The organism is Sinorhizobium fredii NGR234 (assembly GCF_000018545.1).
Lineage (GTDB): Bacteria > Pseudomonadota > Alphaproteobacteria > Rhizobiales > Rhizobiaceae > Sinorhizobium > Sinorhizobium fredii_A.
Genome location: NC_012587.1, coordinates 2,678,180 through 2,704,355, shown reverse-complemented (window position 1 = coordinate 2,704,355; position 26,176 = coordinate 2,678,180). Strand labels below are relative to the sequence as shown.

The following is a 26,176-nucleotide window of genomic DNA, read 5'->3' as shown; positions in this document are numbered from 1 at the left end:
CTGCCGTTCAGGCAGGCAGCTTCCAGTCTTCCAATAGCGTCGGCCGTCACCGGTCGTTCAGCTTCATTGGTGGTATTCAAATGAACACGACAAATAGTGTCCATGCCTCGTCGGTTCCTTCGGGTGGCCAGAATATCAAAGCGACCATCGGTCAGCTTTCCCGTCGGCCCGAAGCCGGGTCGCTCCTCGGCTTGATTGCGGTGTTCGTCTTCTTCGCCCTGGTGGGCGGACAGGCCTTCCTGTCTTCCGCCGGCTCTGCGAGCTGGCTCAACGTCGCCGCCGAGATCGGCATCGTCGCACTTCCAATCGGGCTCCTGATGATCGCGGGGGAAATGGACCTGTCGATCGGCGCGGTGATTCCGGCGTCGTCCCTGACGGTCGCCATCATCTCCGGCCACTACGGCCTTCCCGAGATCGTCGGGATTTCCGCCGGTCTGGGCGTCGGGCTCATCGTCGGATTTCTCAATGGCTACATGGTCAACCGGACCGGGGTGCCCTCCTTGATCGTCACCATCGGTTCGATGTTCGCCGTCATGGGCCTGACGCTGGGCTTCACCGTGCTCATCGCCGGCAGCACCGGCGTCTCGCTAGTGCCGAGCCCGACCGTCAAGGCGATCCTCGGCGATTTCGTCGGCGGCATGTTTCAGGTGACGATCTTCTGGTGGCTCCTGTTCGTGGCGGCGTTCTTCTACCTGCTGCACGTTTTGCCCGTGGGCAACTGGATCTTCGCGCTGGGCGGCGACAAAGTCTCGGCCCGCAACGCCGGTATTCCGACGGCCAGACTGACCGTCGCGCTCTATATGCTGTCGGGCTTTTCCGCCGCCTTCGTCGGCGTCAGCCAGGTGCTCGTCTACCAAAGCGCGCAGGTGCTCGCGGGGCAATCGTTCATCTTCAATTCGATCATGTGCGTGGTCATCGGCGGCGTGCTTCTGACCGGCGGCGCCGGGTCGGTGGTGGGCATTGTCCTCGGTACGCTCACCTTCGCAATCGTCAACCAGGGCATCTATTTCACCGGCATCGACCCGAACCTTGGCAGCATCATTATCGGTGCACTCCTGCTGCTCGCCGTGATGATGAACGACAAGTTCCGGCTGATGGCGATGTCCTACGCAGCGAAGAAGAAGTGAGGGCGGAGAAATGAATAGTTTTTCCATTGGACAATTCGTACGTCGCCCGGAATTCGGGGCCGTGCTGAGCTTCGTCGCGGTAATCGCCTTCTATGTAGCCTTCGGCGGCGTGAGCCTGGGTGCGCTCTTCGGCGCGGCAAGCTGGGTCAATTTCGCGGCCAATCTCGGTATCGTCGCCTTGCCCGTCGGCCTGCTGATGATCGCTGGCGAGCTTGATATCTCGATCGGCGCGATGATCCCGGCGGGCTCGATGTCGATCGCCATTCTGTCGGGCTATTACGACATGCCGATCGTGATCGGCATGCTCGGGGCGCTCACCTTCGGCGTTCTGGTGGGGCTGATGAACGGTTTCCTGGCGGTGCGCACCAGCGTGCCCTCGCTGATCATCACACTAGGCACGCTGGTGGCGGTGCAGGGTCTCGTCCTCGCAGGATCCGTCATCCTGACCGGGGGAGCCTCGGTTCCGCTTGAAGCACCAGCCTGGGCAAAGACGATCTTCGGCCAGCTCATCAACGGCAAATTCCAGGTGATCATCCTGTGGTGGTTTGCGCTGACCTTGATCTTCGGCTTCGTGCTTCACGCGACGCGCTACGGCAACTGGATCTTCGCGATGGGAGGAGACGAGGTCAGCGCCCGCAATGCCGGGATCCCGACCAAGCGGCTCAAGATCGGCCTCTTTGTTCTATCGAGCACGGCCGCCTCCTTCGTCGGAATGTGCGGGGCGATCCTGTTCAACTCCGCGCAGGTCTCCGGCGGCATGAACTATATCTTCAACACGATCGTCTCGATTGTCGTGGGCGGCGTGCTGCTCACCGGCGGCTTCGGTTCGGTTGCCGGGATATTCCTCGGCGCGCTGACCTTCGCTGTCGTCAGCCAGGGCATCTATTTCACCGACATCGACCGCAACTGGTCCAACCTCATTATCGGCGTGATGCTGATGGCCGCCGTCCTGATGAACAATACCTTCCGGCAGATGGCGCTGAGCTTCGTGCCGAAGAGAAAGAAGTGAGTGTTCACCATGTCTGACAATACTCCGATCCTCGAACTGCAAAATGTCGACAAAAGCTTCGGTCCGATCGACGTGCTGCACGGCATCTCGCTGAAGGTCCGTGCCGGCGAGGTGCTCTGCCTGCTGGGCGACAACGGCGCCGGCAAGTCGACGCTCATCAAGACGCTTGCCGGTGTTCACAAGCCGACCCGCGGCACCATTCTCATGGACGGCCAGCCGGTCGAATTCAGCGGGCCTCGCGAGGCGCAGGAAAAGGGCATCTCGACGGTGCATCAATTCGGCGGCACCTTTCCGCTGATGTCGATCGGCCGTTCCTTCTTCGTCGGCGTCGAGCCAACCAAGGGCTGGGGCCCGTTCAAGGTCTATGACCGCAAGACGGCAAACGAGATTGCCGTCAGGGCGGTGCAGAACTTCGGCATCACCCGGATCGGCGACGGCGATCGTCTGGTCGGAGGGCTTTCCGGCGGCGAACGTCAGTCGCTTGCGATCGCCCGTGCCGTGCATTTCGGCGCCCGTGTACTGATCCTTGACGAGCCGACTGCCGCTCTCGGCGTCAAACAGGCGGCTCACGTGCTCAGGATCGTCAACGAGGCGAAGCGGCGCGGCCTGGCGGTGATTTTCATCACCCATCAGGTGATGCATGCGATGGCGGTGGGCGATCACTTCGCCGTGCTCATCCGTGGGGCGATCGCCGCTGATTTCCGCAGGGGCGAAAAGACCCGCGAGGAGATTACCGACCTGATGGCGGGCGGCGAAACCATGGCGGATCTGGAGGCTCAGATCGAAACCTATATGCAAAGCCACGAAGGGCAGCCGCCGCCGCCGCCAGCCCAGTAACCGCTGACGGCACCACGAACGAAATTGCGCAATCCGCCGGTTTCGACAGCGCCTGAAAAGACCGCCGTCGAAGGAGGGAGAATTGCGCCCGAAATCTGGAGGTCAAAATGAAGATTGCACTCGACCCGTTCATGCATCGGCATCTCTCGCTCGAAGCGTTGCCCAGCAAGGTCAAGGAACTCGGCTACGATTGGATCGAGCTTTCGCCTCGCGGCGACTTCCTCGAATGGTTCAAGGCGCCGCGCGTTTTCCCCAATCGGGTGAAGTCGTTCAAGAAGGCGCTTTCCGACGCCAATGTCGGCATCGCCTCGCTGCTGCCCATGTATCGCTGGGCCTCCAATGACGAGGCCGAGCGGCAGGCCGCGGTGAAACACTGGAAGCGCGCCATCGAGATCGCCGTCGAACTGGAAGTCGACACGATGAACTCGGAGTTCGGTCGCGGTCCGCACCCCGACAAGGGGTCATGCTACTGCTGCCACACCGGCTCGATGATCGAGGCCTGCGAGGACGCCTGGTGGCGCTCGATGGAGGAACTGGTGCCGGTCTTCGAGAAGGAAGGCATCAACCTGCATGTCGAGCCCCATCCCGAAGATTGGTGCGAGACGCTGCAGCCGGCGCTCGACATCATCCGCACGGTGAATTCTAAGAACGTCAAGTTCCTATACTGCGCGCCGCATACCTTCTACTTCGGTGACGACACCAAGGCGATGTTGCGCGAGGCCAAGGATGTGCTCGCCCACGTTCATGTGGGCGACACGTTCAACCACAAAGCCTCTTCTGGCCTGAGGTATATCCTCAACCCGCCGGGTACGCAGGCGCGGGTCCACCAGCATCTCAACATCGGCCAGGGCGAGGTTCCCTGGGACGACTTCTTCGCCACCCTGGCCGAAGTTGGCTTCGACGGCATCATGACCGCCTGCGTCTTTGCCTGGGAAGACAAGGCGGATCATTCCGGCACGTTCATGCGCACCGAAATGCAGCGCTACATCGACAAGTATTGGGGCGCGAAATGACCCTTAGAGTCGGTGTCATCGGCACGGGCATGATCGGCCAGGACCACATCCGCCGCCTGACCCAAGTGCTCTCGGCCGTCGAAGTCGTCGCGGTGAGCGACATCGACGGTGCTCGCGCTGCCGCAGTCGCGCCGCAGGGAGCGGACGTCTACGCTGCGGCGGGCGATCTGATCCGGTCCGAAACGGTCGAGGCTGTAGTGATCTGCTCCTGGGGTCCCGCCCACGAGGAGCAGCTTCTCGACTGCATCGCCGCCGGTAAGCCGGTCTTCTGCGAAAAGCCGTTGGTCACCACCGCGGCCGCCGCGCTGAGGGTGATGGAGGCCGAAGTGGCATTCGGCCGACGCCTGGTGCAGGTGGGCTTCATGCGCCGCTTCGACGCCGACTATCGGCGTCTCAAGGCGACATTGGACGCCGGCGTGCTCGGTGCGCCGCTGATGTTCCATTCGACGCATCGCAATGCATCCGTTCCCGAGGGGCTCTACACCTCGGACATGCCGCTCAACGACACGCTCGTCCATGACGCCTACATTTCGCGCTGGCTGCTGAACGACGAGGTGACGGGGGTCGAGGTTCGCGTGCCTCGCCGCTCGCGCCGTGGCGGCGAACTGCGCGATCCGGTGGTGGTGCTTCTGCATATGGGCTCCGGGGCGCTGGTCGATGTCGAGATCTCGGTAAACATCGCCTACGGCTACGACATCCGCGGCGAGGTGAGCTGCGAGGAGGGCACGGCGAGCCTGCCGCTTCGTCCGGCAACCGTCATCCGCGACATCCATGGGGTGCGCCAGCCGGTACCGGCGGATTGGCGCGAACGCTTCATCGAAGCCTATGACCAGGAGTTCCGCGAGTGGATCGTCGCGGCGGCGCAGGGGACGGCGACCGGCCCCTCCACCTGGGACGGCTATGCCGCCACGCTGGTCGCCGATGCGGCGCTGCGCGCGGCCGAAAGCGGTGCACTCGAGCCGGTCCGCATGTGCCAGCGTCCTTCGCTCTACGGCCCGACATTGGAGGCTGCCCGGTAGCGGACGCTCTGGGCACTCCCGACAGTCAAGAAGACAACATGCCTGAAAGGTTCAAAAATGCTGAATGGAGAAAGACTTATCGAACGCCCCCTGCGTTGGGGCATGGTCGGCGGCGGCCGCACCGGTCAGGTGGGTTACAAGCATCGCAGCGGGGCACTGCGTGACGGGACCTATCGGCTGGTGTGCGGCGCCTTCGACCTCGACGCCGAGCGAGGCCGTGATTTCGGCGTGAAGCTCGGCGTCGAGGCGAACCGCTGCTACGCCACTTATCAGGAACTGATCGCGGGCGAAGCGCGGCGCGAGGATGGCGTCGAAGTCGTCTCGATCGCGACGCCGAACTTCACCCATTACGAGATCACCAAGGCCTGCCTGGAAGCCGGCCTGCACGTCATCTGCGAAAAGCCGCTGTTCTTCACCGTCGCCGAATGCGAAGAGATCGAAAAGCTTGCCGCGGAAAAGGGCCTGATCGTCGGCGTCACCTACGGCTTTACCGGTCATCCGCTGGTTCACCAGATGGCCGCCATGGTCAAGAAGGGCATGCTCGGCGATATCCGCATCGTCGACATGCAATACACCCACGGCTTCAACTCCGGTGACGATGTCGGCGCCGGCGAGGCGGTGAAATGGCGCACCAATCCGAAGACTGCCGGACCGACCTTCGTTCTCGGCGATATCGGCACGCATCTCTACTATCTGTCCGAGATCGTCCTGCCGCATATGAAGATCGACAAGCTGCTCTGCGACCGCAAGGCGTTCATCCCGACCCGCGCGCCGCTCGAAGACCATGCCACGGTGCTCATGCACTACGACAACGGGGCGCGGGGCCGTCTGTGGGTTTCGTCGGTGAACGCCGGGAACATGGGCAGCCAGCGCTACCGCTTCGTCGGCTCCAAGGCCTCCGTCGAATGGAGCGACAGCCATCCCGATCAGCTGATCTACGAAGTTCAGGGCGAGCCGAACCGCACGCTGCATCACGGCATGCCCTATCTGGAGGAGGAAAGCCTCGCGGCCGACCGCATGGGCGCGCTGCATACCGAAGGCCTCGGCGACAGCTGGTCGAACATCTACCTGTGGATCGCCCAGGCGATCGACGCGAAGAACCGTGGCGATGAAGCCTTCCTGAAGACGCACCACTATCCGGGCATAAAGGCCGGCACTGAAGGGGTCCGCTGGTTGGAAAACTGCGTCCGCTCGGCTGACGCAGGTTCCGCCTGGGTCGCCTTCAAGTGACCCGGCAGGGGCGCGCTGTCTTCCTCCCGACTCCTCCCGCGGCGCGCCCCGCATTCTCTTCTCAACGAAAGATGAACCAATGAAACTTTCTATCTGCACTGATGTGATGGGCGACCTGTCTTTCACGGACATGCTCGACAAATGCGTCAAGCTCGGCGTCGAAGGCATCGAAATGACCGGCGGCGGCTGGTCGCGCGCGCCGCATTTCCGGGCCGATGAGTTGCTGGCCGACAAGGCGCTCTTGAGGACCAAGCTCAAGGAAATCGAAGCGCGCGGTCTGAAGATCGCGGCGCTCAATTGCTCGGCAAACCCGCTCGATCCAGGTGATATGGGCAAGCGTCACCGCAAGGTAATGGAGCAAACGATCCGTCTCGCCGGCGAAATCGGCGTCAAGACCATCGTGACGATGTCCGGTCTGCCGGAAGCAGCACCCGGTGACATGGTGCCCAACTGGCTCGTCTACACGAAGAGCTGGCCCGACGAGATGCCGGAGCGCGACCGCTACCAGTGGGAAGAGCGCGCTTTCCCGCTGTGGCACGATCTGGTGAAGCTCGCCAAGGAGGCGGGCGTCGAGAAATACGCGCTCGAAAATTTCTCGGCCATGCTCGTCTGGAATCCCGAGACGCTGTTCCGCCTGCGCAACGAGGTTGGCCAGATGGTCGGCATGAACCTCGATCCCTCGCACTTGATGTGGATGGGCGCCGATCCGATCGCATCTGCCCGCGCGCTCGGCAGCGCGATTCACCATTGCCACGGCAAGGACACCCGCATCGAGCGCGGGCTTGCCGACGTGAACGGTCTTCTCGAATTGAAGGAGGTCACCGACGTCGCCAACCGCAGCTGGAACTACGTTGCTGTCGGCGCGGGCCGTGACCTGCAGTGGTGGAAGGAATTCTTCTCGGTCGTCCGCATGTGCGGCTACAACGGCTGGGTCAGCCTCGAGATGGAGGATTTCACCATGTCGACCGAGGCCGGCATCCAGTCCTCCATCGACGCGCTCCAGGCAACGATCAGCCGCTGAGAGCCTGCGGCACGGGCAGGCGTCTGTCCGTGCCGCCGCTCCGGCCGCGCATCGAGCGCGAGTAGGCCGCGACACGGCCATCGAACAGGAACGGCATTGCTGAACAGCGGCTCTGGTTCTCGACCAGTTCGCGGGCTCGGCTGGGCGTTCCACAAAAACGCATTCTGAGGACAGGGATATGACCAAATCGTTGGACGTAATCACGATCGGGCGCGCGGGGGTTGACCTCTATGGGGCGCAGGTTGGAGGACGCCTCGAGGATATGGGATCCTTCGAGAAGTATATCGGCGGCAGCCCCACCAACATTGCCTGCGGCACGGCGCGCCTGGGCTTGAGGTCGGCGCTCATCACCCGGGTGGGCGACGAGCATATGGGCCGGTTCATCCGCGAGGAGCTGCAGCGGCAGGGGGTCGAGACTCGCGGTGTCGCAACCGATCCCGAGCGGCTCACGGCACTCGTCATCCTTGGCATCCGCGACGAGGATCGCTTTCCGCTCATTTTCTATCGCGAGAATTGCGCCGACATGGCGCTCTCCGAAGAGGACATTGACGAGGAGCTGATCGCGTCGGCGCGCTCCGTGCTCGTGACCGGCACGCATTTGTCGCATTCGCGTACCGCGGCCGCCGTTCTCAAGGCGCTGAACCTTGCCCGCAAGCACGGAGCAAAGACCGCGCTCGACATCGACTACCGCCCGAACCTCTGGGGCGTGGCGGGGCATAATGATGGCGAGAGCCGGTTCGTCGAGAGCGGCGCGGTAACGGCGAAGCTCCAGTCCACGCTGCACCTCTTCGACCTGATCGTCGGCACCGAGGAAGAGTTTCACATTGCCGGCGGCACGACCGATACGGTGGCCGCCCTGCGCGCCGTACGTTCCGTCTCAGCCGCCACGCTCGTCTGCAAGCGCGGTGCGAAGGGCGCCGCGGCCTTCGAGGGGCCGATCCCGGACAGTCTCGACGACGGCCTCTCCGGCGAAGGCTTCCCCGTCGAGGTTTTCAACGTCCTCGGGGCGGGCGACGGCTTCTTTTCGGGACTGCTGAAAGGCTGGCTCGACGGGGAAGACTGGCCCACGGCGCTCAAATTCGCCAACGCCTGCGGGGCCTTCGCGGTGTCGCGTCACGGCTGCGCGCCGGCCTACCCCTCGCTTGAAGAGCTGACTTTCTTCCTGAAGCGCGGCATGGCGCGGGCGGACCTCAGGAACGACGCCGAACTGGAGCAGATCCACTGGTCGACCAACAGGCATGGCGACTGGCCGCAGATGCGGGTCTTCGCCTTCGACCACCGGATGCAACTCGAGTCGCTGGCGGGTTACACGCCTTCCAAGGGCGGAGCGTTCAAGGAGCTCTGCCTGCAAGCGGCGCTCCGCGTGCAGAACGGGCGCCCCGGTTACGGCATCCTCTGCGACGACCGGATCGGGCGGCGTGCGCTGCATGCGGCCTCCGGCACCGGGCTCTGGATCGGCCGACCCTGCGAATGGCCGGGCTCGCGGCCGCTCACGCTCGAGCCCGCGCTTGGTGCGGATTGCGGCGGGCTTTCCGAATGGGCGCGCGGGAACGTCGTCAAGGTGCTTTGCTTCTGCCATCCCGACGACGATGCCGCAATGTGGGCGACGCAGCTCGAAGAGGTGAGGCGGCTCTTTACCGCCGCGCGCCGCAACAAGCTGGAATTCCTTCTGGAAATCATTCCCTCCAAGGTGGGGCCCGTCGCTTCCGGCACCGTCGCCACGCTGATCCGGCGTTTTTATGCCGAAGGGATCTATCCCGACTGGTGGAAGCTGGAGCCGATGGAGGAGGCAAGCGCATGGGCGAGCGTCTGCGCGGCCATCGAGGAACACGACCCCTACACGCGCGGCATCGTCGTTCTGGGTCTCGACGCGCCGGAAGCGGTGCTCAAGGCGAGCTTCGAGGTCGCGGCGCGCTTCCCGCTGGTCAAGGGTTTCGCAGTCGGCCGCACGATCTTCGGCTCGGTCGCGCGTGACTGGTTCGAGGGGCGGCAGAGCGACGAAGGCGCAGTAGAAGAGATGGTTGCCAGATACGCACGTCTTTGCGCCAACTGGGACGAGGCGCAGACATCCGCGCAGGAGGAAGCAGCATGACCATGAAGACGATTCGGCTGACGGCGGCGCAGGCCATGGTCAAATGGCTCTCGGTGCAGAAGACCGAGGAGGGCGAGCGCTTCATCGACGGCGTCTGGGCGATCTTCGGCCACGGCAACGTGGCCGGGATTGGCGAAGCGCTGCACGGCATCGGCGATGCGCTGCCGACCTGGCGCGGCCAGAACGAGCAGACGATGGCCCATGCCGCGATAGCCTATGCGAAGACACTCAAACGCACCCGCGCCCAGGCGGTAACCTCCTCCATCGGCCCCGGCGCCACGAACATGGTGACCGCCTGTACGCTGGCCCATGTCAACCGGCTGCCGGTGCTGTTCATCCCCGGGGACGTGTTCGCCAACCGCCGCCCCGATCCGGTGCTGCAGCAGGTGGAGGACTTCGGCGACGCGACGGTCAGCGCCAACGACTGCTTCCGCCCGGTCTCGGCCTATTTCGACCGGATCGCGCGGCCCGAGCATCTCTTGACCTGTTTGCCGCGGGCGCTCGCGACCATGACCGATCCCGCCATCTGCGGCCCGGTCACGCTCGCCTTCTGCCAGGACGTACAGGCTGAGGCCTATGACTATCCGGAGACATTCTTCGAGCCGAGGGTCTGGCGAATTCGCCGCCCCGAGCCCGATGCGCGCGAGGTCGCCGATCTCGCCGACTCGATCCGGGCGTCGAAGCGCCCAGTGATCATCTCCGGAGGCGGGGTGATCTATTCTGAGGCCGAGGCGGATCTCATCGCCTTTGCCGAGGCGCACAACATCCCTTTCGTCGAGACGCAGGCGGGAAAGGGAGCGAACAGCTGGGACCACCCGCTGAACTTCGGCTCGCCCGGAGTGACGGGCTCGGCCTCGGCCAATGCACTCTGCGCAGAGGCGGACCTGGTGATCGGCGTCGGGACCCGCTTCCAGGATTTTACCACTGGCAGCTGGGCGCTCTTCCGCAACGCCGCGCGCCGGCTCGTGTCGATCAACCTTGCCGGCCATGATGCGACGAAGCACGGGGCTCTTCCCTGCGTGGGCGATGCCAAGATCACGCTCGGGCGGCTGAGCGCGGCTCTCGGTCAGCACCGCGCGCCAGCTTTCGACGCTGAGAGCCGCCTGGATTGGCATGCAGCCGTTACACGCGTGACGGCGGCGCCGGAGACGGACGCGGCGGGTAACCTGCCGTCGGACGCGCAGGTGATCGGCGCGGTGCAGCGGGTAGCGACCGAAAGGACGGTGGTCATGTGCGCTGCCGGCACCATGCCCGGCGCCCTGCAGGTGCTCTGGCAGGCGGCCGCGGGCGGCTATCACATGGAATACGGCTATTCCTGCATGGGCTATGAGGTGGCCGGCGCCATGGGCATCAAGCTCGCCCGCCCCGACAAGGAGGTGATCTGCTTTGTCGGCGACGGCTCCTACATGATGGCGAATTCGGAGCTTGCCACCGCCGTGATGCGCCGCGTGCCGTTCACCGTCGTCCTCACCGACAACCGCGGCTACGGTTGCATCAACCGGCTCCAGATCGAATGCGGCGGGGCCGAGTTCAACAACATGTACAAGGACTCCAATGTCGAAGTGCAGCCCGAGATCGACTTCGTCGCCCATGCTGCGGCAATGGGGGCGCATGCCGAGAAGGTGGGCTCGATCGGGGAGCTCGAAGCGCGGATCGTCGCGGCGCGCGGGCGGAAAATCCCGAGCGTGATCGTCATCGACACGGATGCCGTGCCCGGCACCGGTGCGGGCGGCCATTGGTGGGACGTTGCCGTCCCGCAGGCCGGCGGACCGGAGCGCCTTGAACGCGCCCGCGCGCACTACAATCAGAATGCTGCCCACCAGCGGACGTTCGATTGAGGGAGAGCGATATGGTCGATCTGCTACGCCGGCCCTTCGGCAAACGCGACAAGGTCCACAAGCTTCCGGCATCAGAGGCTGGGCGGATCATCGAGCGAGACAGGAAATGATCCGCCGCGGGCTCAACCAGAAGACCGCCTGCCGGCTTTCCTACGAGGGTTTCCTCGATCTGGCAAAGGAGCTCGGATGCGTGGGCGTGAAGGCCCATAATGATTTGGGGCGGCCATTTTTTGACGGAATTGCACCGCGTGCGGCCGGCGACATGGCGCGCGCCAGGGGCCTCAGGCTTCTGGGTTTGAGCGAGGTCTATCCGTTCAACGACTGGTTCGACGCACGTGCGGCGGCCGTTCAGGGTTTGATCGATACGGCCGAGGCCTGTGGTGCCGAGACGATCAGTCTCATTCCCCGCGTGGACGGGAGAGGAACCGAGGACGGACTGCGCCAGAGGGCGCTGCGCGACGTCATGCGGGAGATCCTGCCCATGTTGCAAGGCCGCAATGTCCTGGCCCTGATAGAGCCGATCGGATTTTCAACCTCGTCGCTCAAGGACAAGGCCGAGCTTGTCGAGGCAATCGAGGCGGTGGGCGGACCAGCGAAATTCAAGCTGGTGCACGACACGTTCCAGCATGCGATCGCCGGCGGTGGCCCGATCTTCGCCGACTACACGGCGCTCGTGCATATCTCGGGAATCTCCGACCCGCTTCCGCCGCTGGACGAGCGGCTCGATGCGCACCGCATTCTCGTCGATGAACGGGATCGCTGCGACACGTCCGGCCAGATCAATTCCTTTCTCGACGCCGGATACCGAGGTGCATTCTCGTTCGAATGCACCGCACCGACCGTTCAAGAGAGTTCCACCCTGGCTGAGGATATCGCCCGCTCATTCGAGTATATCGAGGCTCGGTCATACAGTCGTCTAAACCAACGATAACCATCTTTCGGTGCTGATGACCTCCACTTGAACCGAGAAGCGATTGCCCAGAAGTTCCAGCGACGCATCGTGCGTCTGATCGGTCGTACTGCAAACTGCGTCCTTCAGCAGAATGACCTTGTAACCGAGATCGATGGCTCCAAGTGTTGCGGCCAGCACGCAGATGTCCGTCTCGCCTCCTGTTACGACCAGCGTCCCGATGTCCTGGCGAGTCAAGGCGCCATGCAGCCGACCGCCTGTCCAGGGCGAATAGGTGGTCTTGTCGAGGATATGTGCCGGCGGAACCAGCTTCTTCAGCTCCGGAACGAGATCCACCAGATCGGGTTCAAGTTCAGCGGTCGTCATCATCGGCCACTTTTCGTAATAGGCGCGCCACATGCCCGGCAGTTCCTCCGGAGAAGCCGGCGGCACGAACCGCGTGAATATCGTCCGATCCGGAAAACGGGCGGCGACCTCGGCGACCTGGTCGAAAACCTTGGGCATCCAGGCGACTTGCCAAGGGGTGCCCTCGGCAAACATGCGCTGCATGTCGATACACAGGTGGATCCATTTTTCCGGGTTCATTTCGCACTCCGCGGCCCCAAAGCCCACACGGTCCGTAGAACTCGAAGCAGCGAACGGAGTTCCATGCACCATGCGACGCCAAGAAGCCCACGGCTTCCGGTCTAGCGGTTCGCGTTTTCCTTACCAGCAGGGACAACTAGCCGCGCATTTCCCGCGCCACGATCTTCAAGCGACTAAGATCCTTGAGATGCCGCGCCATGTAGCGCGAAGCGTCTTCGTTCTTGCCAGCGAGGATGAGGTCTAGCAGCTCGATATGCTCGCGGCAGCGCTCGCGGGCGCTGTTGCGGTCGAGCATCTGCCGGTAGTCGATGAGTCGGCGCAGGCGATCGAGGCGTTTCAGGGAATCGATGAAGAAGCTGTTCTGGCAGCATTCGATGATTGCCTCGTGCATGCCGCTGTTGAGTTCGAAGAGCTTGGCGTCCGGAACCGTCCAGATGCCGCCGTTTACCAGCCACTCCTGCTCCTCCCGGCAGCGTAGCAGCGCCGGGCGATTGAGCTTGAAACTCGGTTCCAGCAGAGCGGCAGGCTCGATCAACAAGCGAAACCGGAAGCTGTCCTCATAGGCCTGGAGCGACGTCAGCACCGGGAGGAAGGCCCAGCCGTGACCGGGCAGGCGTTCGATCCAGCCCTCATTGGCCATACGCAGCAGGATCTTCGACAGCCGGCCCTTGGTGAGGTCATAGCGCCGCAGGAATTCGCTTTCGGTGATCCTTTCCGGCAACCGGCCATGCAGCCGGTCGTCCGCGATCGTCAGGTAGATCTGCTCGTCATCCTCCGTCGAGGCCGACTCCAGCGACAGTTTCTCGGCGGCTTCGACGTCGGCGATCAGATAGCCGCCGCCTTCGCCCTGCTTCAACACGCCGACCTCGTGCAGGAGCTTCATGGCATTTCTGACCGGCGAGCGCGAGACGCGAAACTGTTCTGCGAGCTTGCGCTCGACGAGGCGATCGCCCTCGGCAAGCTTGTCGGTGCGGATATGCGCGACGATCTGGTCGGCAAGACTGGCGATCAAGGGTGTCATCTGCACGGCTAAGCTCCCGATTTTGCTCATCTATGCCACAACGTCGCGTCGTCACCAAGCGATTTTGGTTTTTTCCGCCTGCAAAATACCAATTCCTCCGGTATTTGGTATTTTAGATGAGAAAAAGACCAAGATTGGTCTGGAGGACTCCATCCTGATCGTTGTTTTCGCGGCGCCGGCACAATGTCGGCGAACGATCTCGTGCGTCCTCTGGTCTCTCCGCAAGAGGTGAGGAAAAACATGACGTTGAAGCTTCTCGTGCTGCCGGGTGACGGGATCGGACCTGAAATCACTGCCGCGACCTTGGAGGTTCTGAAGGCCGCCGATGCCGAAATCGGACTGGGCCTCGACTTCGAACTGCAGGACATCGGCCTCAAGTCCCTTGCCGAACGGGGCACCACGCTCCCGGACGCCGTGATGAAGAGCGTGCCGCAGGCGGACGGCGTGATCCTCGGTCCGGTTTCGCACAACGAATATCCGTCGCGGGACAAGGGCGGCATCAATCCCTCGGGTGAACTCAGGACCAAATTCGAGCTCTACGCCAATATCCGCCCCTGCCGCTCGCGCGAAGGGCTGACCATCCTGCGCAAGCCATGGACCTCGTCCTGGTGCGCGAGAACACCGAAGGGTTCTATTCCGACCGCAACATGTTCGCCGGGGCAGGGGAGTTCATGCCCGATCCGGACATGGCGTTTTCCATCCGCAAGGTCACCGCCAAAGCCTCGTCGCGTGTAGCCAAGGCAGCCTTCGAGCTGGCGCGTCACCGTCGCAAGAAGGTAACCGCGGTTCACAAGGCCAATGTCGTGAAGCTCTCGGACGGCCTGTTCCTGCGGGAAGTGCGCAAGGTGGCCGAAACCTATCCGGACGTCGTTCTCGAAGAGCTGATCGTCGATGCGGCTGCGGCGCATCTCATCCGGTCGCCGGATCGCTTCGACGTCATCGTCACCACCAACATGTTCGGCGACATCCTTTCCGACGAGGCTTCGGAACTCTCGGGCAGCCTCGGTCTCGGCGGCTCCATCAATGCCGGTGACGACATCTGCGTCGCCCAGGCCCAGCACGGCTCGGCACCCGATATCGCCGGCAAGAACGTCGCGAACCCGACCTCTCTCATTCTTTCCGCCGCCATGCTGCTCGACTGGCTCGGCCGCAGGCGGAACGACCCGCGTCTGACGCGCGCCGCCGCGCTCGTCGAGGAGGCGATCGAGTCCGTCTTGCGTGAGCCGCAGTCGCGCACCCGCGACCTCGGCGGAAAGCTCGATACCGACGCCTTCACTGCCAAGGTAGTGGACGCCGTCCGCGCCGCGGGCGCATCGACCACGGCCGCCTGAAGCGGCGTCGGGAAATCCCGCAAGGGCAAGCCGGGAATGTGTTCCGGCGATCCTGGAGGAGGTGACCGAGTGGCGGTCCCGGGGATCGAACAACACAGCGCATGGATGGAGGAATTTTCCATGAGAAACATAACACGCCGCGCGTTCTCAACGCTTCTTGCCGCCGCAGCGACAGCGATGCTGGTGCATCAGACGGCCGTTCCCGCTTTGGCGGGAGAGCAGCTCGAATCCCTGCACATCACGGCACCGAGCAGTCCGGGCAGCGGTTACGACCAGTTGGCGCGCGCCGTACAGACCATCCTCCAGGAGGACAAGATCACCGGTCCCGTCGAGGTGCAGAATATCGCCGGCGGCGGCGGAACGGTCGGGCTGTCGCAGTTTGTGACGACCAAGCCGCGCCATCCGAGCGCCATAGTCATCGGCTTTGCCCTCGTCGGCGGCGTCCTGACGACCAAGTCTCCGGTAACGCTCGACCAGACCGTTCCGGTCGCCCGCCTTATGGGCGAGGCCGACGCCATCGTGGTTCCGGCGAATTCCGACATCAAGACGATGGCTGATCTCGTCGCTCGCCTGAAGGCCGATCCCTCGAAGGTTGCCTGGGCCGGCGGTTCGATCGGCGGCATCGATCACGTTGCTGCAGGGCTGATCGCCAAGACCGTCGGCGTCGATCCGAAGAAGATCAACTATGTCGTGCATGCCGGCGGCGGCGAGGTGCTTGCCTCGACGCTCGGCGGCCACGCGACCGTCGGCATCAGCGGCTACGAGGAGTTCCGCGCCCAGGTCGAAGCAGGGCAACTTCGTGCCCTTGCCGTCACCGGTGACGCGCGCATTGCGGGCGTCGATGTGCCGACTCTCAAGGAAGCGGGCGTCGACCTCGCCGTCATGAACTGGCGCGGCATCATGGCGCATCCGAAGCTCGCTGACGAAGACCGCGAAGCGCTCGGCAACGCGATCGCCACACTCGTCAAGACGCCCGAATGGAAGGCGGCGCTCGAGAAGCGCGGCTGGATCGACACCTACCTTCCGGCTGAGGAATTCGGCGCATTCCTGGCGGACGAGCAGAAGCGCGTCGAGAGCGCGCTGAAGGAAGTCGGGCTGCTCTGACGAGCGGCCCGCCCAATCGGGAGGCATCATCAATGTCGAAGTCGGCCAGTCTCCGTATCGGTGAGACAATCCTCGGACTTGCCACGCTCAACCTTGGATCGTTCATCGCGATCGAAACCTGGATGACGCCTCCCATCGCGGCGCAGGCGGTCATCGGACCGGGCTTGTTCCCGGCGCTGATCGCCACCGGCCTGATCCTCGTCGGCCTGCAATTGCTCTACGAGGCATTCTTCCACCGCTTTGAGGTGGAGGAGTTCCCGGAACTCGACTGGAAGGCAGTGATCATCGTCGCCGCCGCTTTCGCCTCGCAGTTCGTGCTGTTGGAGCGGCTCGGCTGGATCGCCTCCGGTACGTTTCTCTTCGTCGTCTCGGCGATGGCCTTCGGCAGCCGCGCTCATGTCCGGAACGTCCTGATCGGACTGGCGCTGACGGCGATCACCTATCTCGTGTTCGACTATGGACTCGATCTCGATCTGCCGACCGGCAGCTATGTCGAGGACCTTATCATCATGTTCGGAGGATCGGTGTGATGCGCGCGCGGACCCCAGCACAAACAATGACGCCGACACCGAGCCCAGTATTCCAAGGGGCGGATTGATCATGGATACGATTGCAGCACTCTTTCACGGCTTTGCCGTCGCCGTCACGCCCTACAACCTGTTCTGGTCGCTGGTCGGCGTGACGCTCGGCACCGCAATCGGCGTCCTTCCCGGCATCGGTCCGGCGCTCACGGTCGCCCTGCTTCTGCCGGTCACCTACGGACTCGAGCCGACCAGCGCGTTCATCATGTTTGCCGGTATCTACTACGGCGCCATGTATGGGGGCTCGACAACCTCGATCCTGCTCAACACGCCCGGCGAATCCGCATCGATCGTTACGGCGCTCGATGGGCACGCCATGGCCCGGAAGGGCCGCGGCGCGCAGGCGCTGGCGACGGCAGCGATCGGCTCCTTCGTCGCCGGCACGATTGCGACAGTGGCGCTCACTTTCATTGCACCCTTGATGGTGAAGATCGCGCTGCTCTTCGGTCCCGCCGAATATTTCGCGCTGATGGTGCTCGCGCTCACCACCGTCACTGCGGTGTTGGGCGACTCGCTCTCGCGCGGCCTCGCAAGCCTGCTGTTCGGTCTCGCGCTCGGCCTTGTCGGTCTCGACCTGCAGACCGGTCAGGCACGCTTCACGCTCGGGATTGCAGAGCTTCTGGACGGTATCGACGTGGTGGTCGTCGCCGTCGGCCTCTTTGCCGTCGGCGAAACGCTGTTCACCGTGGCGCGCCACTGCTTTGAGACCGAGGAAATCTACCAGCTCAAGGGCTCCAAGTGGCTGAGCCGCGAGGACTGGCGCCGCTCCTGGAAGCCGTGGCTGCGTGGAACTGCGCTCGGCTTCCCGATCGGCGCGCTGCCGGCGGGCGGCAGCGAGATCCCGACCTTTCTCTCCTACCTGACGGAGAAGCGTCTTTCGAAGAACCCGGAAGAATTCGGTCATGGTGCGATCGAGGCGGTGGCGGGGCCGGAAGCAGCCAACAACGCCTCGGCGGCCGGCGTGCTTGCTCCGCTGCTGGCTCTCGGCCTGCCGACCTCGGCGACGGCGGCGATCATGCTGGCGGCCTTCCAGCAATACGGCATCCAGCCTGGACCGCTGCTCTTCGACAGCAACCCCGAACTCGTCTGGGGGCTCATCGCCAGCCTCTATATCGGCAATGTCATGCTGCTGCTGCTCAACCTGCCGCTAGCCGGCGTCTGGGTGAAGCTGCTGGCCATCCCGCGCCCCTGGCTCTACTCGGGAATCCTGCTGTTCGCGACGATGGGTGCCTATACGCTCAACAACAACATCGTCGATGTGGCGCTGCTGTGGATCATCGGTCTCATCGGCTTCGGCATGCGGGTCCTGAACGTCCCGGTCGCGCCCTGCATCGTCGGTCTGATCCTTGGGCCGCTCGCCGAACAGCAATTCCGCCGTGCGCTGACGATCAGCCAGGGCGATGCGAGCGTCTTCTTCACCCATCCGATTTCGCTGGCGCTCATCGTTATCGCCCTGACGCTCGTCCTCGTCCCCACCGTCTTGCGCTGGCGTGCCGCACGCCAGGCGAGGGAAGCCGCGAACCACGTCTGAAGCCACGCGGTCGCTCATCGATCAACCAGGAACATCGCCATGTCGAATGTCAAATATTTCTCCTCGGACGAACTGATCGCCTTCGCGACAAAGATATTCGCGGCGACCGGAATGGCCGACGCCGACGCGGCGACGATTGCCGGCGATCTGGTCAAGGCCAATTTGCGCGGCATCGACTCGCATGGCGTGTCGCGGATCCCGATGTATGTCGAGCGATTGCAGCGCGGGCTCGTCAATCCGAAGCCTGCTGTCACCGTGAAGAAGGTCGCCGGCGCCGTCTCCCTCGTCGATGGAGACAACGGCATGGGCTTCATCGCCTCGCACCGGGCGACAGAAGAAGCCATCGAACTCGCCAGGGCCAACGGCATCGGCCTGGTCGGCGTCCATCGCAGCACGCATTTCGGCATGGGGGCGCTCTATGCGCTGCAGGCGATCGAAGCTGGCTACATCTCGATGATCTTCACGAATTCGTCGCCGGCGATCCCGATGTGGGGCGGCCGCACCACTTTCCTCGGGGCGAGCCCCATCGCGGCCGGCATTCCGGGCGGGAAATACGCGCCTTACGTCATGGACATGGCGATGACGGTGATCGCCCGCGGCAAGATCCGGCTGGCGGCCATGAAGGGCGAGACCATCGCGGAAGGACTGGCCCTCGATGTCGACGGCAATCCGACAACGGACGCGGCCAAGGCCTTCGAAGGCGTTTGCCTGCCGTTCGGCGGGGTCAAGGGCTCGGTGCTCGCTACGCTGATGGACCTGATGTCCGGTGTGCTTACCGGAGCGAATTTCGGCGGTGACGTGAAGAGCCTCTATTTCGATCACAGCGAGCCGCAGAATGTCGGCCACCTGTTCTTCGCCATCAAGCCCGACCTATTCATGTCGCCCGAGAATTTCGACGCGCGCATGGACGCGTTCTACGAACGGATCAAGGCCCTGCCCAAGGCAGCCGGCGTCGAGGAAATCATGATGCCCGGCGAGCCGGAGCAACGCCGCGAAGCAGAACGGCTCAGAACCGGAATCCCGATCACCGCGAATGTGATTGCGGACCTGACCAAGGAGGGTGATCGCATCGGCGTGATGTTCCCCACGGGCCGGTCGTCGGGCGAGGCTGCCTGATGGCTGTCAACCTGTTCTCCGCTCATATCGGCTATCTGTATACAGAGCTGCCCTTGCGGGAGAGGATAGCGGCTGCCGCAGGCTCGGGCTTCACGGCGATCGAACATCCGCAGCCTTTCGCCATTCCCACAACCGATATGCGGCGCGAACTTGCCCGTCATCAGATGGTCCTGTCGCAAATCGCCGCCGGCATGGGTGATGCCAGCAAAGGCGAGAAGGGGCTGGCGGCGCTTCCCGGCCGGGAGGCGGACTTCCGCGAAGGCTTCAACCGGGCGCTCGACTATGCCATCGCCGTCGATTGCCCTTTCGTGCATCCGATGGCAGGCGTTCCCACCAAAGCCGATGTCTCCGCCGTGGCGGAAACCTATCACGGCAATCTGACCCATGCCATCGAGCGGACGGCAGGAACGAGCGTCAAGATCCTGGTCGAGGCGATCAGCGAGGCGGCGGTGCCCGGCTTTTTCATGTCGACGCTCGACCATGCCAGCCGCATCCAGGACATCTTCGGACCCGGCAATCTTGCGCTGCTGGTCGACACCTTCCACGCCCGCGCCAACGGCATAGCGCTCCAGAGCTGGATTCCGGCCAATGCCCACCGGATCGGTCATGTCCATATCGCCGATCATCCGGGCAGGCACGAGCCGGGGACCGGATCGATCGACTTCGAAGCGCTGCTCGGCACGCTTGCGGAGCAGGCTTACGAGGGCGCGATCGGCTTCGAATACATCCCTTCCGCGACCACAGTCGACAGCGCCGCCTTCCTGCCTCGCTGGAAGCAACTCATGGCGGCAAAGATCAAACAAAAGAAGCAAGACAGGAGGCCTGCATGATCACAGCAATCAATCCGGCGAACGGCAGGGAACTGGCGCGCTTCAAAGCCCATGACGACGTCTACGTAGACGCCACGTTGACCGCGGCCGCGAATGCCCAGAAGGCATGGCGGAAGGTGCCGGCGGAAGAGCGGGTCGGGCTGCTGCGCAGCATGGCAAGGGTGCTGCGGGCCGGCAAGGCGAGATACGCCGAGATGATTACGCTCGAGATGGGTAAGCCGATCGTCGAGTCCGAGGCCGAGATCGAGAAGTGCGCCTACAACTGCGATTTCTACGCCGAGCACGCGCCGCAATATCTTGCCGACGAGCCAGTCGCCTCGAATGCCTCCGAGAGCGTTGTCGCCTTCGACCCGCTGGGCGTCGTTCTTGCCATCATGCCGTGGAACTATCCGTTCTGGCAGTTCTTCCGCTTTGCCGCCCCGGCCTTTGCAGCGGGGAACGGCGCAATCCTCAAGCACGCCAACAACGTGCCGCAATGCGCGCTGGCGATCGAGGAAATCATGAAAGAGGCCGGCTGCCCCGACGGGCTGTTCGCCACCCTGCTGATCGAGCCTGCGAAAGTGGCGGGCATCATCGCCGATGACCGTATCGCCGCGGTGACCCTGACCGGGTCGACCGAGGTCGGCGCGATCGTCGCATCGCAGGCTGGCGAGGCGCTGAAGAAGCAGGTGCTCGAACTCGGCGGGTCGGATACGTTCATCGTGTTCGCCGATGCCGATCTCGAGCAAGCAGCAGCGGTCGCCGTCAAGGCGCGCTATGTCAATGTCGGCCAGTCCTGCGTCAACGCCAAGCGGTTCATCGTCGAGGAGAGCATCGCCGATCGCTTTGTCGAACTGTTCTGCACAGAAGTTGCACGGCTGAAGATCGGCGATCCGATGCAGCGCGACACCAATATCGGTCCGATGGCGCGTGCCAACCTGATGGACGGCCTTCATGCACAGGTGGAAAAGACTATCGCCGCCGGCGCAACGTTGAGGATGGGCGGCAAGCCGATCGACGGGGAGGGCTTCTACTATCTGCCGACGGTGCTCGACCATGTGACGCCGGAGATGACGGCGTTCCGCGAGGAGACGTTTGGACCCGTCGCGGCGATCATCCGCGTGAAGGACGCGAGCGAGGCGATCCGGCTCGCCAACGAGACCGAGTTCGGTCTCGGTTCGGCGATCTGGAGCCGCGATGTCGAGCGGGCCCGAAAGCTTGCCCGCGATGTCGAAGCCGGAGCGGTGTTCATCAACGGCATGGTCGCCTCCGATCCGCGCTATCCCTTCGGCGGCATCAAGCGCTCCGGCTATGGTCGTGAGCTCGGCGTCTACGGCATTCGTGAATTCGTCAACATCAAGACCGTCTGGATCGGTCCGGCGAAGGCAGTCGCACCCACGCCCAAAGCCCCGGAGTAAGCCCTCTGCCTTCAAACCGCAGCCCATTAGGGCCGCGGGCAGGAGCGCATGATCAGAGGAATGCGGAGAACGTGCCATCTTGCGCTGTTACGGCGCGCTATCGGAGGAGATCTGTGATGATGAGGAAAATGACCCGACGCGACGTGGTGGTGGGCACAAGCGCACTGGCTGCTGCATCGATCATATCAGCACGTGCGTACGGAGCTGAAGAAATTCCGTTTACGCAGGGCACCAATAGGCCGAGTTTTCGGACTCCGCCCCAGGCCTGCGATACTCATTTCCACGTATACGACAGCAAATTCCCTGCTGCTGCGAACGCAAGTCTGATACCTCCCGACGCGAGTGTCGCAGACTACCTCCGGCTGCGCGACAGGTTGGGCTTCGAACGAAGCGTCATCGTACAGCCCTCGACTTACGGCACCGACAATTCGTGCCTGCTGAACGCCCTGAACCAGCTCGGTCCAAATGCACGTGGAATCGCAGTCGTCGACACCTCCGTCACTACCGATGAACTGAAGCGACTTGCCTCGCTAGGGGTGAAAGGAATTCGCTTCAACTTCGGTCGAGCAGGCGCGACGACCCTAGACATGGTCGAGCCACTCGCTGCTCGTATCGCCGACATGGGCTGGCACATACAAGTGCACATCAAAGGCGATGATCTCGCCAGCCAGGCAGCTCTCTTTTCGCGACTGCCCGTGCCGGTGGTTTTCGATCACCTCGGCCGCATACCGCACCCCCACGGCAGGGACCATCCCGCCTTCAAAATCGTTGCCGATCTTCTGCAGAAGGGAAAGGCGTTCACGAAAGTGTCCAGCCTCTACCAGGACAGCAAAGACGGACCTCCGAACTATCGAGACGTGGGTGCAGTTGCCACAGCCTACATCGAGGCAGCGCCGGACCGCGTCCTCTGGGGAAGCGACTGGCCGCATCCATCTCCCGGCAAACATGGCAAGCCTGACGACGCGCTGCTGATGGATCTTGCCGCGGCTTGGGCCGGAAACGAGGTAAACCGACAAAAAATCTTCGTCGAGAACCCCGCCAAGCTCTACGGCTTCTGATTCCGATAGCAGCGATCATAAGAAGGAAGGAAGAAGATGAAAGCCATAGGACAACCGGCAATTCTTCGGCCCAAGGAGTTGAAGACGAACGATCGCGGGGGCGGTGCCCGCACCACGCCGCTCGTCACCCGCAAATGCGGCTCGACCAGCATGATCAACGGCATCACCGCCTTCGATCCGGGAGCGGCGATCGGCCTGCACAAGCACAATTGCGAGGAGAGCGTGATGGTGCTCGACGGCAGGGCGATCGCCGAGATCGACGGGGTCCGGCACGAACTCGGGCCGAACGACACGACCTGGATCCCGGCAAACGTGCCGCACCGCTTCATCAACGCTTCGTCGACCGAGCCGATGCGGATCTTCTGGATCTATGCCTCGATCGATGCGACCCGGACGATGATCGCGACGGGCGAGGAACGGGCGATCGATGCCGAGCATGGCCATCAAGGCGCGGGGGGCGGCAAGTGATCGTCGAGATCGCCGAGATCACCGTCAAACCGGGATCCGAGAAAGCCTTCGAGGCGGGCGTCGGCAAGGCCGCGCCGCTCTTCCTCAGAGCCAAGGGCTGCCACGGCCTGTCGCTGCATCGAGTGGTCGAGATACCGACCGTCTACCGGCTGGTGGTGAAGTGGGAGACGGTCGACAATCACATCGTCGACTTCCGCAAATCGGAGGATTTCCAAGAGTGGCGACGGTTTGTCGCCGCCTTCTTCGACGGCGCTCCAAGAGTGACCCATTCCGAGGTGGTGGCGTCCTACGTGTAATGGTGTTTAGGAACGGCGTGCCAGGACCTACCTGCCGATGGAACGCTCCTGGAGTTCTTCGCCGATGAAGCAATTATAGGACTGCGCATAGGCGGCGGGCCTGAGCCCCGGCCGGTGCTGCCTCATATCGCTGACCTTCAGTCCGGAAATCTCGGCCGTGAGCTTGGCAAGGATCGCCGCGGAGAATTGGCTGGCCTCCGATACCTTCATGACGAATGCGCCTTCTCCGCCGATGACGCATTCCTTGTAGTAGGCGTCGAGATCCGGAATCGAGGCCGAGTCCGGCGCGCTTTTCAGCATGATCGCCAGCCCGTCGATGACGATGCCCTGGGCGACGGTATTGTTCCGGGCAACCGGCGCCGGTACCCCGGCATTGTTGGGTCCGTCGCCCGAGACGTCGATCACGCGTCGGCCTGCCCGGTAGGGGCTCGTGCGAATGAGCCTTCGCGCGAAGGCGAGCACATTCGAGATCGAGGTGAACGAGATCCGTCGTACCGGCTGTCGGCGTAGCGCCTCGGCAAAATGCGCCGCGCTCTCCGAGTCCTCGATCACGGTCCAGGGCAGCACCTGAACGGCCTTGCCGCCCCATTCGACATAGGTCACGGCAATCCGGCCGAGCGGCCCCGTCCTGACCGCACTGATGATTTCGGGCCTCAGAAACGCCTCGACATAGCCCGCCCTTTGTAGCCGCAGTTCGTCCAATCCGATCGAATAGGAAACGTCGACGGCCAGGACCAGTTGAAGGTCCACGGCGACAGCATCCTGTGTCACGGCGGTGCCGGCGCCGATAAGATAGGAAGCAGCCAAGAGCGTCCAGCGTGATTTCATCGAGCCGATCCGCGGTCCGGTGACGGAAACCGCGAGGTCCGGTCAGCGACCGGGTCTTGCGGAGACTCCGCTTGCTCGACGTTAAACCAACGGAGGCCATCTGGCGATGGCCGCTTCGGCCCCACACAACCCCTGTTTTCTGTTCTGCCGTCATCAATGACGACTTGGCGGATTTCGCCGGCCTCCCGAAGAGTTCAAGCATTTTCGCGGCGAGCCTTGATTTGTGCTTGCCGGGAAATAGATGCTTGCTGAGCAGTACTGTGCACATGACGGGGGAGCTTTCATGGGACAGTTGACGACCAGGGAACGGGACCTGGCGGCGTCCATCTTGGTGGTCTTGGCGGTTGTCGGCATAGCGATGGCTGCGGCCGGGCGGGCGGATCCGCTTGGAGTCCATGGGGCGATCGTCCTGCTCTACAGCCTGGCGCTGCTGTATCTGATCATGTCGACATCCTTCGGCCCGGCTCCCGACCCGGCGCGCGTCTCACGCTACTACGACGATCCCATCAAGGTCGGCGTCGCCTTCACGCTTTTCTGGGCGATTTTCGGCATGTTCTTCGGCGTCTGGGCAGCGGCTCAGCTCGCCTGGCCGAGCCTGAACTTCGACACGGCGTGGGCAAGTTTCGGGCGGATCAGACCGGCGCATACAACCGGCGTGATTTTCGGTTTCGGCGGCAACGCGCTGATCTCGACTTCGTTCCATGTGGTTCAAAGGACCTCGCGGGCACGCCTTCCGGACCAGTTGAGCCCCTGGTTCGTGCTGTTTGGCTATAACCTGTTCTGCATCCTGGCGGTGAGCGGCTACTTCCTCGGCGTGACGCAGTCCAAGGAGTACGCGGAGGCCGAATGGTATGCCGACCTCTGGCTGGTGATCGTCTGGGTCACCTATTTCGTCCTCTATATCCGCACGCTGGCGCGGCGCCGGGAACCGCATATCTACGTCGCCAACTGGTACTACATGGCCTTCATCCTGGTCGTGGCGATCCTGCACATCATCAACAATTTGACCATTCCGGTCTCCCTCGGTCACTCCAAGAGCTACACGATCTGGGCAGGCGTGCAGGACTCCATGGTGCAATGGTGGTACGGGCACAATGCCGTCGCCTTCTTCCTGACGGCAGGCTTCCTCGCCATGCTCTACTATTATCTGCCCAAGCGGGCGGAACGCCCGATCTTTTCCTACCGGCTGTCGATCCTCAGTTTCTGGGGAATCACCTTCTTCTACATGTGGGCGGGCTCGCATCATCTTCACTATACCGCCCTGCCGCACTGGGTGCAGAACCTCGGCATGACGTTCTCGGTAATGCTGCTCGTCCCTTCCTGGGCGTCGGCAGGAAACGCCCTGCTGACGCTGAATGGGGCCTGGCACAAGGTTCGCGACGACGCGACGCTGCGCTTCATCATGATGGCGGCCTTCTTCTATGGCCTTTCGACCTTTGAAGGATCGTTCCTCGCAGTCCGTCCCGTCAATTCTCTCTCGCACTACACCGATTGGACCGTCGGCCATGTCCATGCGGGCGCGCTCGGCTGGGTCGCGTTGATCACCTATGGCTCGCTCTACACGCTCGTGCCGGCGATCTGGAAGCGCGAGAGGATGTATTCCGCGGCGCTTGTCGAAGTCCACTTCTGGCTCGCCGTCGCCGGCACCGTCATCTACGTCTTCGCCATGTGGAACTCCGGCATCATCCAGGGCCTGATGTGGCGGACCTATTCGGAGGAGGGGACGCTCACCTATTCCTTCGTGGATTCCCTTCTGGCGATGTACCCGTATTACATCGCGCGCACCTTCGGCGGCCTCTTGTTCCTGATCGGGGCTATTGTCGCCACCTACAATATCTGGATGACGGTCAGGGGTGTTCCGGTGGCCGGCACGGAGCGGCATGACGATCTTCCGCTTGTGCCGGAAGGCGCGGCAACCGGACCGGCGGAGTAGC

23 protein-coding genes and 1 pseudogene are annotated in these 26,176 nt (G+C 63.2%); 21 read left to right on the top strand and 3 right to left on the bottom strand.

Annotated elements, in window-relative coordinates; all coding sequences use genetic code 11:
- Window positions 1-80: 80 nt before the first annotated feature.
- The 10 genes from NGR_RS24160 (at window position 81) to NGR_RS24115 (ending at window position 12,117) form a co-directional block, all read left to right on the top strand.
- Window positions 81-1,127, top strand: a complete 1,047-nt coding sequence (locus tag NGR_RS24160; RefSeq protein WP_012709119.1) for an ABC transporter permease — start codon at window positions 81-83, stop codon at window positions 1,125-1,127.
- Window positions 1,128-1,137: 10 nt separating this feature from the next.
- Window positions 1,138-2,136, top strand: coding sequence for an ABC transporter permease (locus NGR_RS24155; protein WP_012709118.1), 999 nt, complete (start codon window positions 1,138-1,140; stop codon window positions 2,134-2,136).
- A 9-nt stretch (window positions 2,137-2,145) separates the two neighbouring features.
- Complete coding sequence (locus NGR_RS24150; protein WP_012709117.1) at window positions 2,146-2,973, top strand: ATP-binding cassette domain-containing protein; 828 nt, start codon at window positions 2,146-2,148, stop codon at window positions 2,971-2,973.
- A gap of 107 nt (window positions 2,974-3,080) precedes the next feature.
- Window positions 3,081-3,986 (top strand): sugar phosphate isomerase/epimerase family protein, encoded by a 906-nt coding sequence (locus NGR_RS24145; RefSeq protein WP_012709116.1) that lies wholly within the window; start codon window positions 3,081-3,083, stop codon window positions 3,984-3,986.
- Window positions 3,983-5,005, top strand: a complete 1,023-nt coding sequence (locus NGR_RS24140; protein ID WP_012709115.1) for a Gfo/Idh/MocA family oxidoreductase — start codon at window positions 3,983-3,985, stop codon at window positions 5,003-5,005. Before NGR_RS24145 ends, NGR_RS24140 begins: the two co-directional genes overlap by 4 nt.
- A 57-nt stretch (window positions 5,006-5,062) precedes the next feature.
- A complete protein-coding gene (locus NGR_RS24135) occupies window positions 5,063-6,235 on the top strand; it encodes a Gfo/Idh/MocA family protein (protein ID WP_012709114.1) in 1,173 nt (390 codons plus the stop codon).
- Between the two features lie 79 nt (window positions 6,236-6,314).
- Window positions 6,315-7,256: a sugar phosphate isomerase/epimerase family protein gene (locus NGR_RS24130; RefSeq protein WP_012709113.1), complete on the top strand. Its 942-nt coding sequence runs from the start codon at window positions 6,315-6,317 to the stop codon at window positions 7,254-7,256.
- A 178-nt stretch (window positions 7,257-7,434) separates the two neighbouring features.
- Window positions 7,435-9,348: a bifunctional 5-dehydro-2-deoxygluconokinase/5-dehydro-2-deoxyphosphogluconate aldolase gene (locus NGR_RS24125; RefSeq protein WP_012709112.1), complete on the top strand. Its 1,914-nt coding sequence runs from the start codon at window positions 7,435-7,437 to the stop codon at window positions 9,346-9,348.
- Window positions 9,345-11,186, top strand: a complete 1,842-nt coding sequence (iolD, locus tag NGR_RS24120; protein WP_012709111.1) for a 3D-(3,5/4)-trihydroxycyclohexane-1,2-dione acylhydrolase (decyclizing) — start codon at window positions 9,345-9,347, stop codon at window positions 11,184-11,186. The genes NGR_RS24125 and iolD overlap by 4 nt, the downstream gene beginning before the upstream one ends.
- 106 nt (window positions 11,187-11,292) lie before the next feature.
- Complete coding sequence (locus NGR_RS24115) at window positions 11,293-12,117, top strand: TIM barrel protein (RefSeq protein ID WP_164924455.1); 825 nt, start codon at window positions 11,293-11,295, stop codon at window positions 12,115-12,117.
- Here the strand turns inward: NGR_RS24115 and NGR_RS24110 are convergent.
- Window positions 12,103-12,681, bottom strand: coding sequence for a cysteine hydrolase family protein (locus NGR_RS24110; RefSeq protein ID WP_012709109.1), 579 nt, complete (start codon window positions 12,679-12,681; stop codon window positions 12,103-12,105). The two genes, NGR_RS24115 and NGR_RS24110, sit on opposite strands and share 15 nt — an antisense overlap.
- Before the next feature lie 136 nt (window positions 12,682-12,817).
- The gene (locus NGR_RS24105; protein ID WP_240545214.1) at window positions 12,818-13,702 is read right to left on the bottom strand and encodes a GntR family transcriptional regulator; all 885 of its coding nucleotides are present in this window, start codon (window positions 13,700-13,702) and stop codon (window positions 12,818-12,820) included.
- Between the two features lie 183 nt (window positions 13,703-13,885).
- Here NGR_RS24105 and NGR_RS24100 point away from each other — a divergent pair.
- The 10 genes and pseudogenes from NGR_RS24100 (at window position 13,886) to NGR_RS24055 (ending at window position 23,414) form a co-directional block, all read left to right on the top strand.
- Window positions 13,886-15,033 (top strand): annotated as a pseudogene (locus tag NGR_RS24100) (isocitrate/isopropylmalate dehydrogenase family protein).
- 120 nt (window positions 15,034-15,153) lie between these two features.
- Complete coding sequence (locus NGR_RS24095; RefSeq protein WP_012709105.1) at window positions 15,154-16,137, top strand: Bug family tripartite tricarboxylate transporter substrate binding protein; 984 nt, start codon at window positions 15,154-15,156, stop codon at window positions 16,135-16,137.
- 32 nt (window positions 16,138-16,169) lie between these two features.
- Window positions 16,170-16,667, top strand: coding sequence for a tripartite tricarboxylate transporter TctB family protein (locus tag NGR_RS24090; protein ID WP_012709104.1), 498 nt, complete (start codon window positions 16,170-16,172; stop codon window positions 16,665-16,667).
- A gap of 70 nt (window positions 16,668-16,737) precedes the next feature.
- Window positions 16,738-18,249: a tripartite tricarboxylate transporter permease gene (locus NGR_RS24085; RefSeq protein ID WP_012709103.1), complete on the top strand. Its 1,512-nt coding sequence runs from the start codon at window positions 16,738-16,740 to the stop codon at window positions 18,247-18,249.
- A 39-nt stretch (window positions 18,250-18,288) separates the two neighbouring features.
- Window positions 18,289-19,365 carry an Ldh family oxidoreductase gene (locus NGR_RS24080; RefSeq protein ID WP_012709102.1) on the top strand — a complete coding sequence of 359 codons (1,077 nt, stop codon included), beginning with the start codon at window positions 18,289-18,291 and terminating at the stop codon, window positions 19,363-19,365.
- Window positions 19,365-20,195: a hydroxypyruvate isomerase family protein gene (locus tag NGR_RS24075; RefSeq protein ID WP_012709101.1), complete on the top strand. Its 831-nt coding sequence runs from the start codon at window positions 19,365-19,367 to the stop codon at window positions 20,193-20,195. The genes NGR_RS24080 and NGR_RS24075 overlap by 1 nt, the downstream gene beginning before the upstream one ends.
- On the top strand, window positions 20,192-21,592 hold the full coding sequence (locus NGR_RS24070) for an NAD-dependent succinate-semialdehyde dehydrogenase (RefSeq protein WP_012709100.1): 1,401 nt from the start codon (window positions 20,192-20,194) through the stop codon (window positions 21,590-21,592). Before NGR_RS24075 ends, NGR_RS24070 begins: the two co-directional genes overlap by 4 nt.
- A 116-nt stretch (window positions 21,593-21,708) precedes the next feature.
- Window positions 21,709-22,650, top strand: a complete 942-nt coding sequence (locus tag NGR_RS24065; protein ID WP_012709099.1) for an amidohydrolase family protein — start codon at window positions 21,709-21,711, stop codon at window positions 22,648-22,650.
- A gap of 36 nt (window positions 22,651-22,686) precedes the next feature.
- The gene (locus NGR_RS24060) at window positions 22,687-23,118 is read left to right on the top strand and encodes a cupin domain-containing protein (RefSeq protein WP_012709098.1); all 432 of its coding nucleotides are present in this window, start codon (window positions 22,687-22,689) and stop codon (window positions 23,116-23,118) included.
- Complete coding sequence (locus NGR_RS24055; RefSeq protein ID WP_012709097.1) at window positions 23,115-23,414, top strand: antibiotic biosynthesis monooxygenase family protein; 300 nt, start codon at window positions 23,115-23,117, stop codon at window positions 23,412-23,414. Before NGR_RS24060 ends, NGR_RS24055 begins: the two co-directional genes overlap by 4 nt.
- Window positions 23,415-23,441: 27 nt before the next feature.
- Here the strand turns inward: NGR_RS24055 and NGR_RS24050 are convergent, their stop codons facing one another.
- Complete coding sequence (locus NGR_RS24050; RefSeq protein WP_012709096.1) at window positions 23,442-24,242, bottom strand: DUF1194 domain-containing protein; 801 nt, start codon at window positions 24,240-24,242, stop codon at window positions 23,442-23,444.
- Window positions 24,243-24,525: 283 nt separating this feature from the next.
- Here NGR_RS24050 and ccoN point away from each other — a divergent pair, with 283 nt between their 5' ends.
- Window positions 24,526-26,175 carry a cytochrome-c oxidase, cbb3-type subunit I gene (ccoN, locus tag NGR_RS24045; protein ID WP_164924454.1) on the top strand — a complete coding sequence of 550 codons (1,650 nt, stop codon included), beginning with the start codon at window positions 24,526-24,528 and terminating at the stop codon, window positions 26,173-26,175.
- The last annotated feature ends 1 nt before the right edge of the window (window position 26,176 follow it).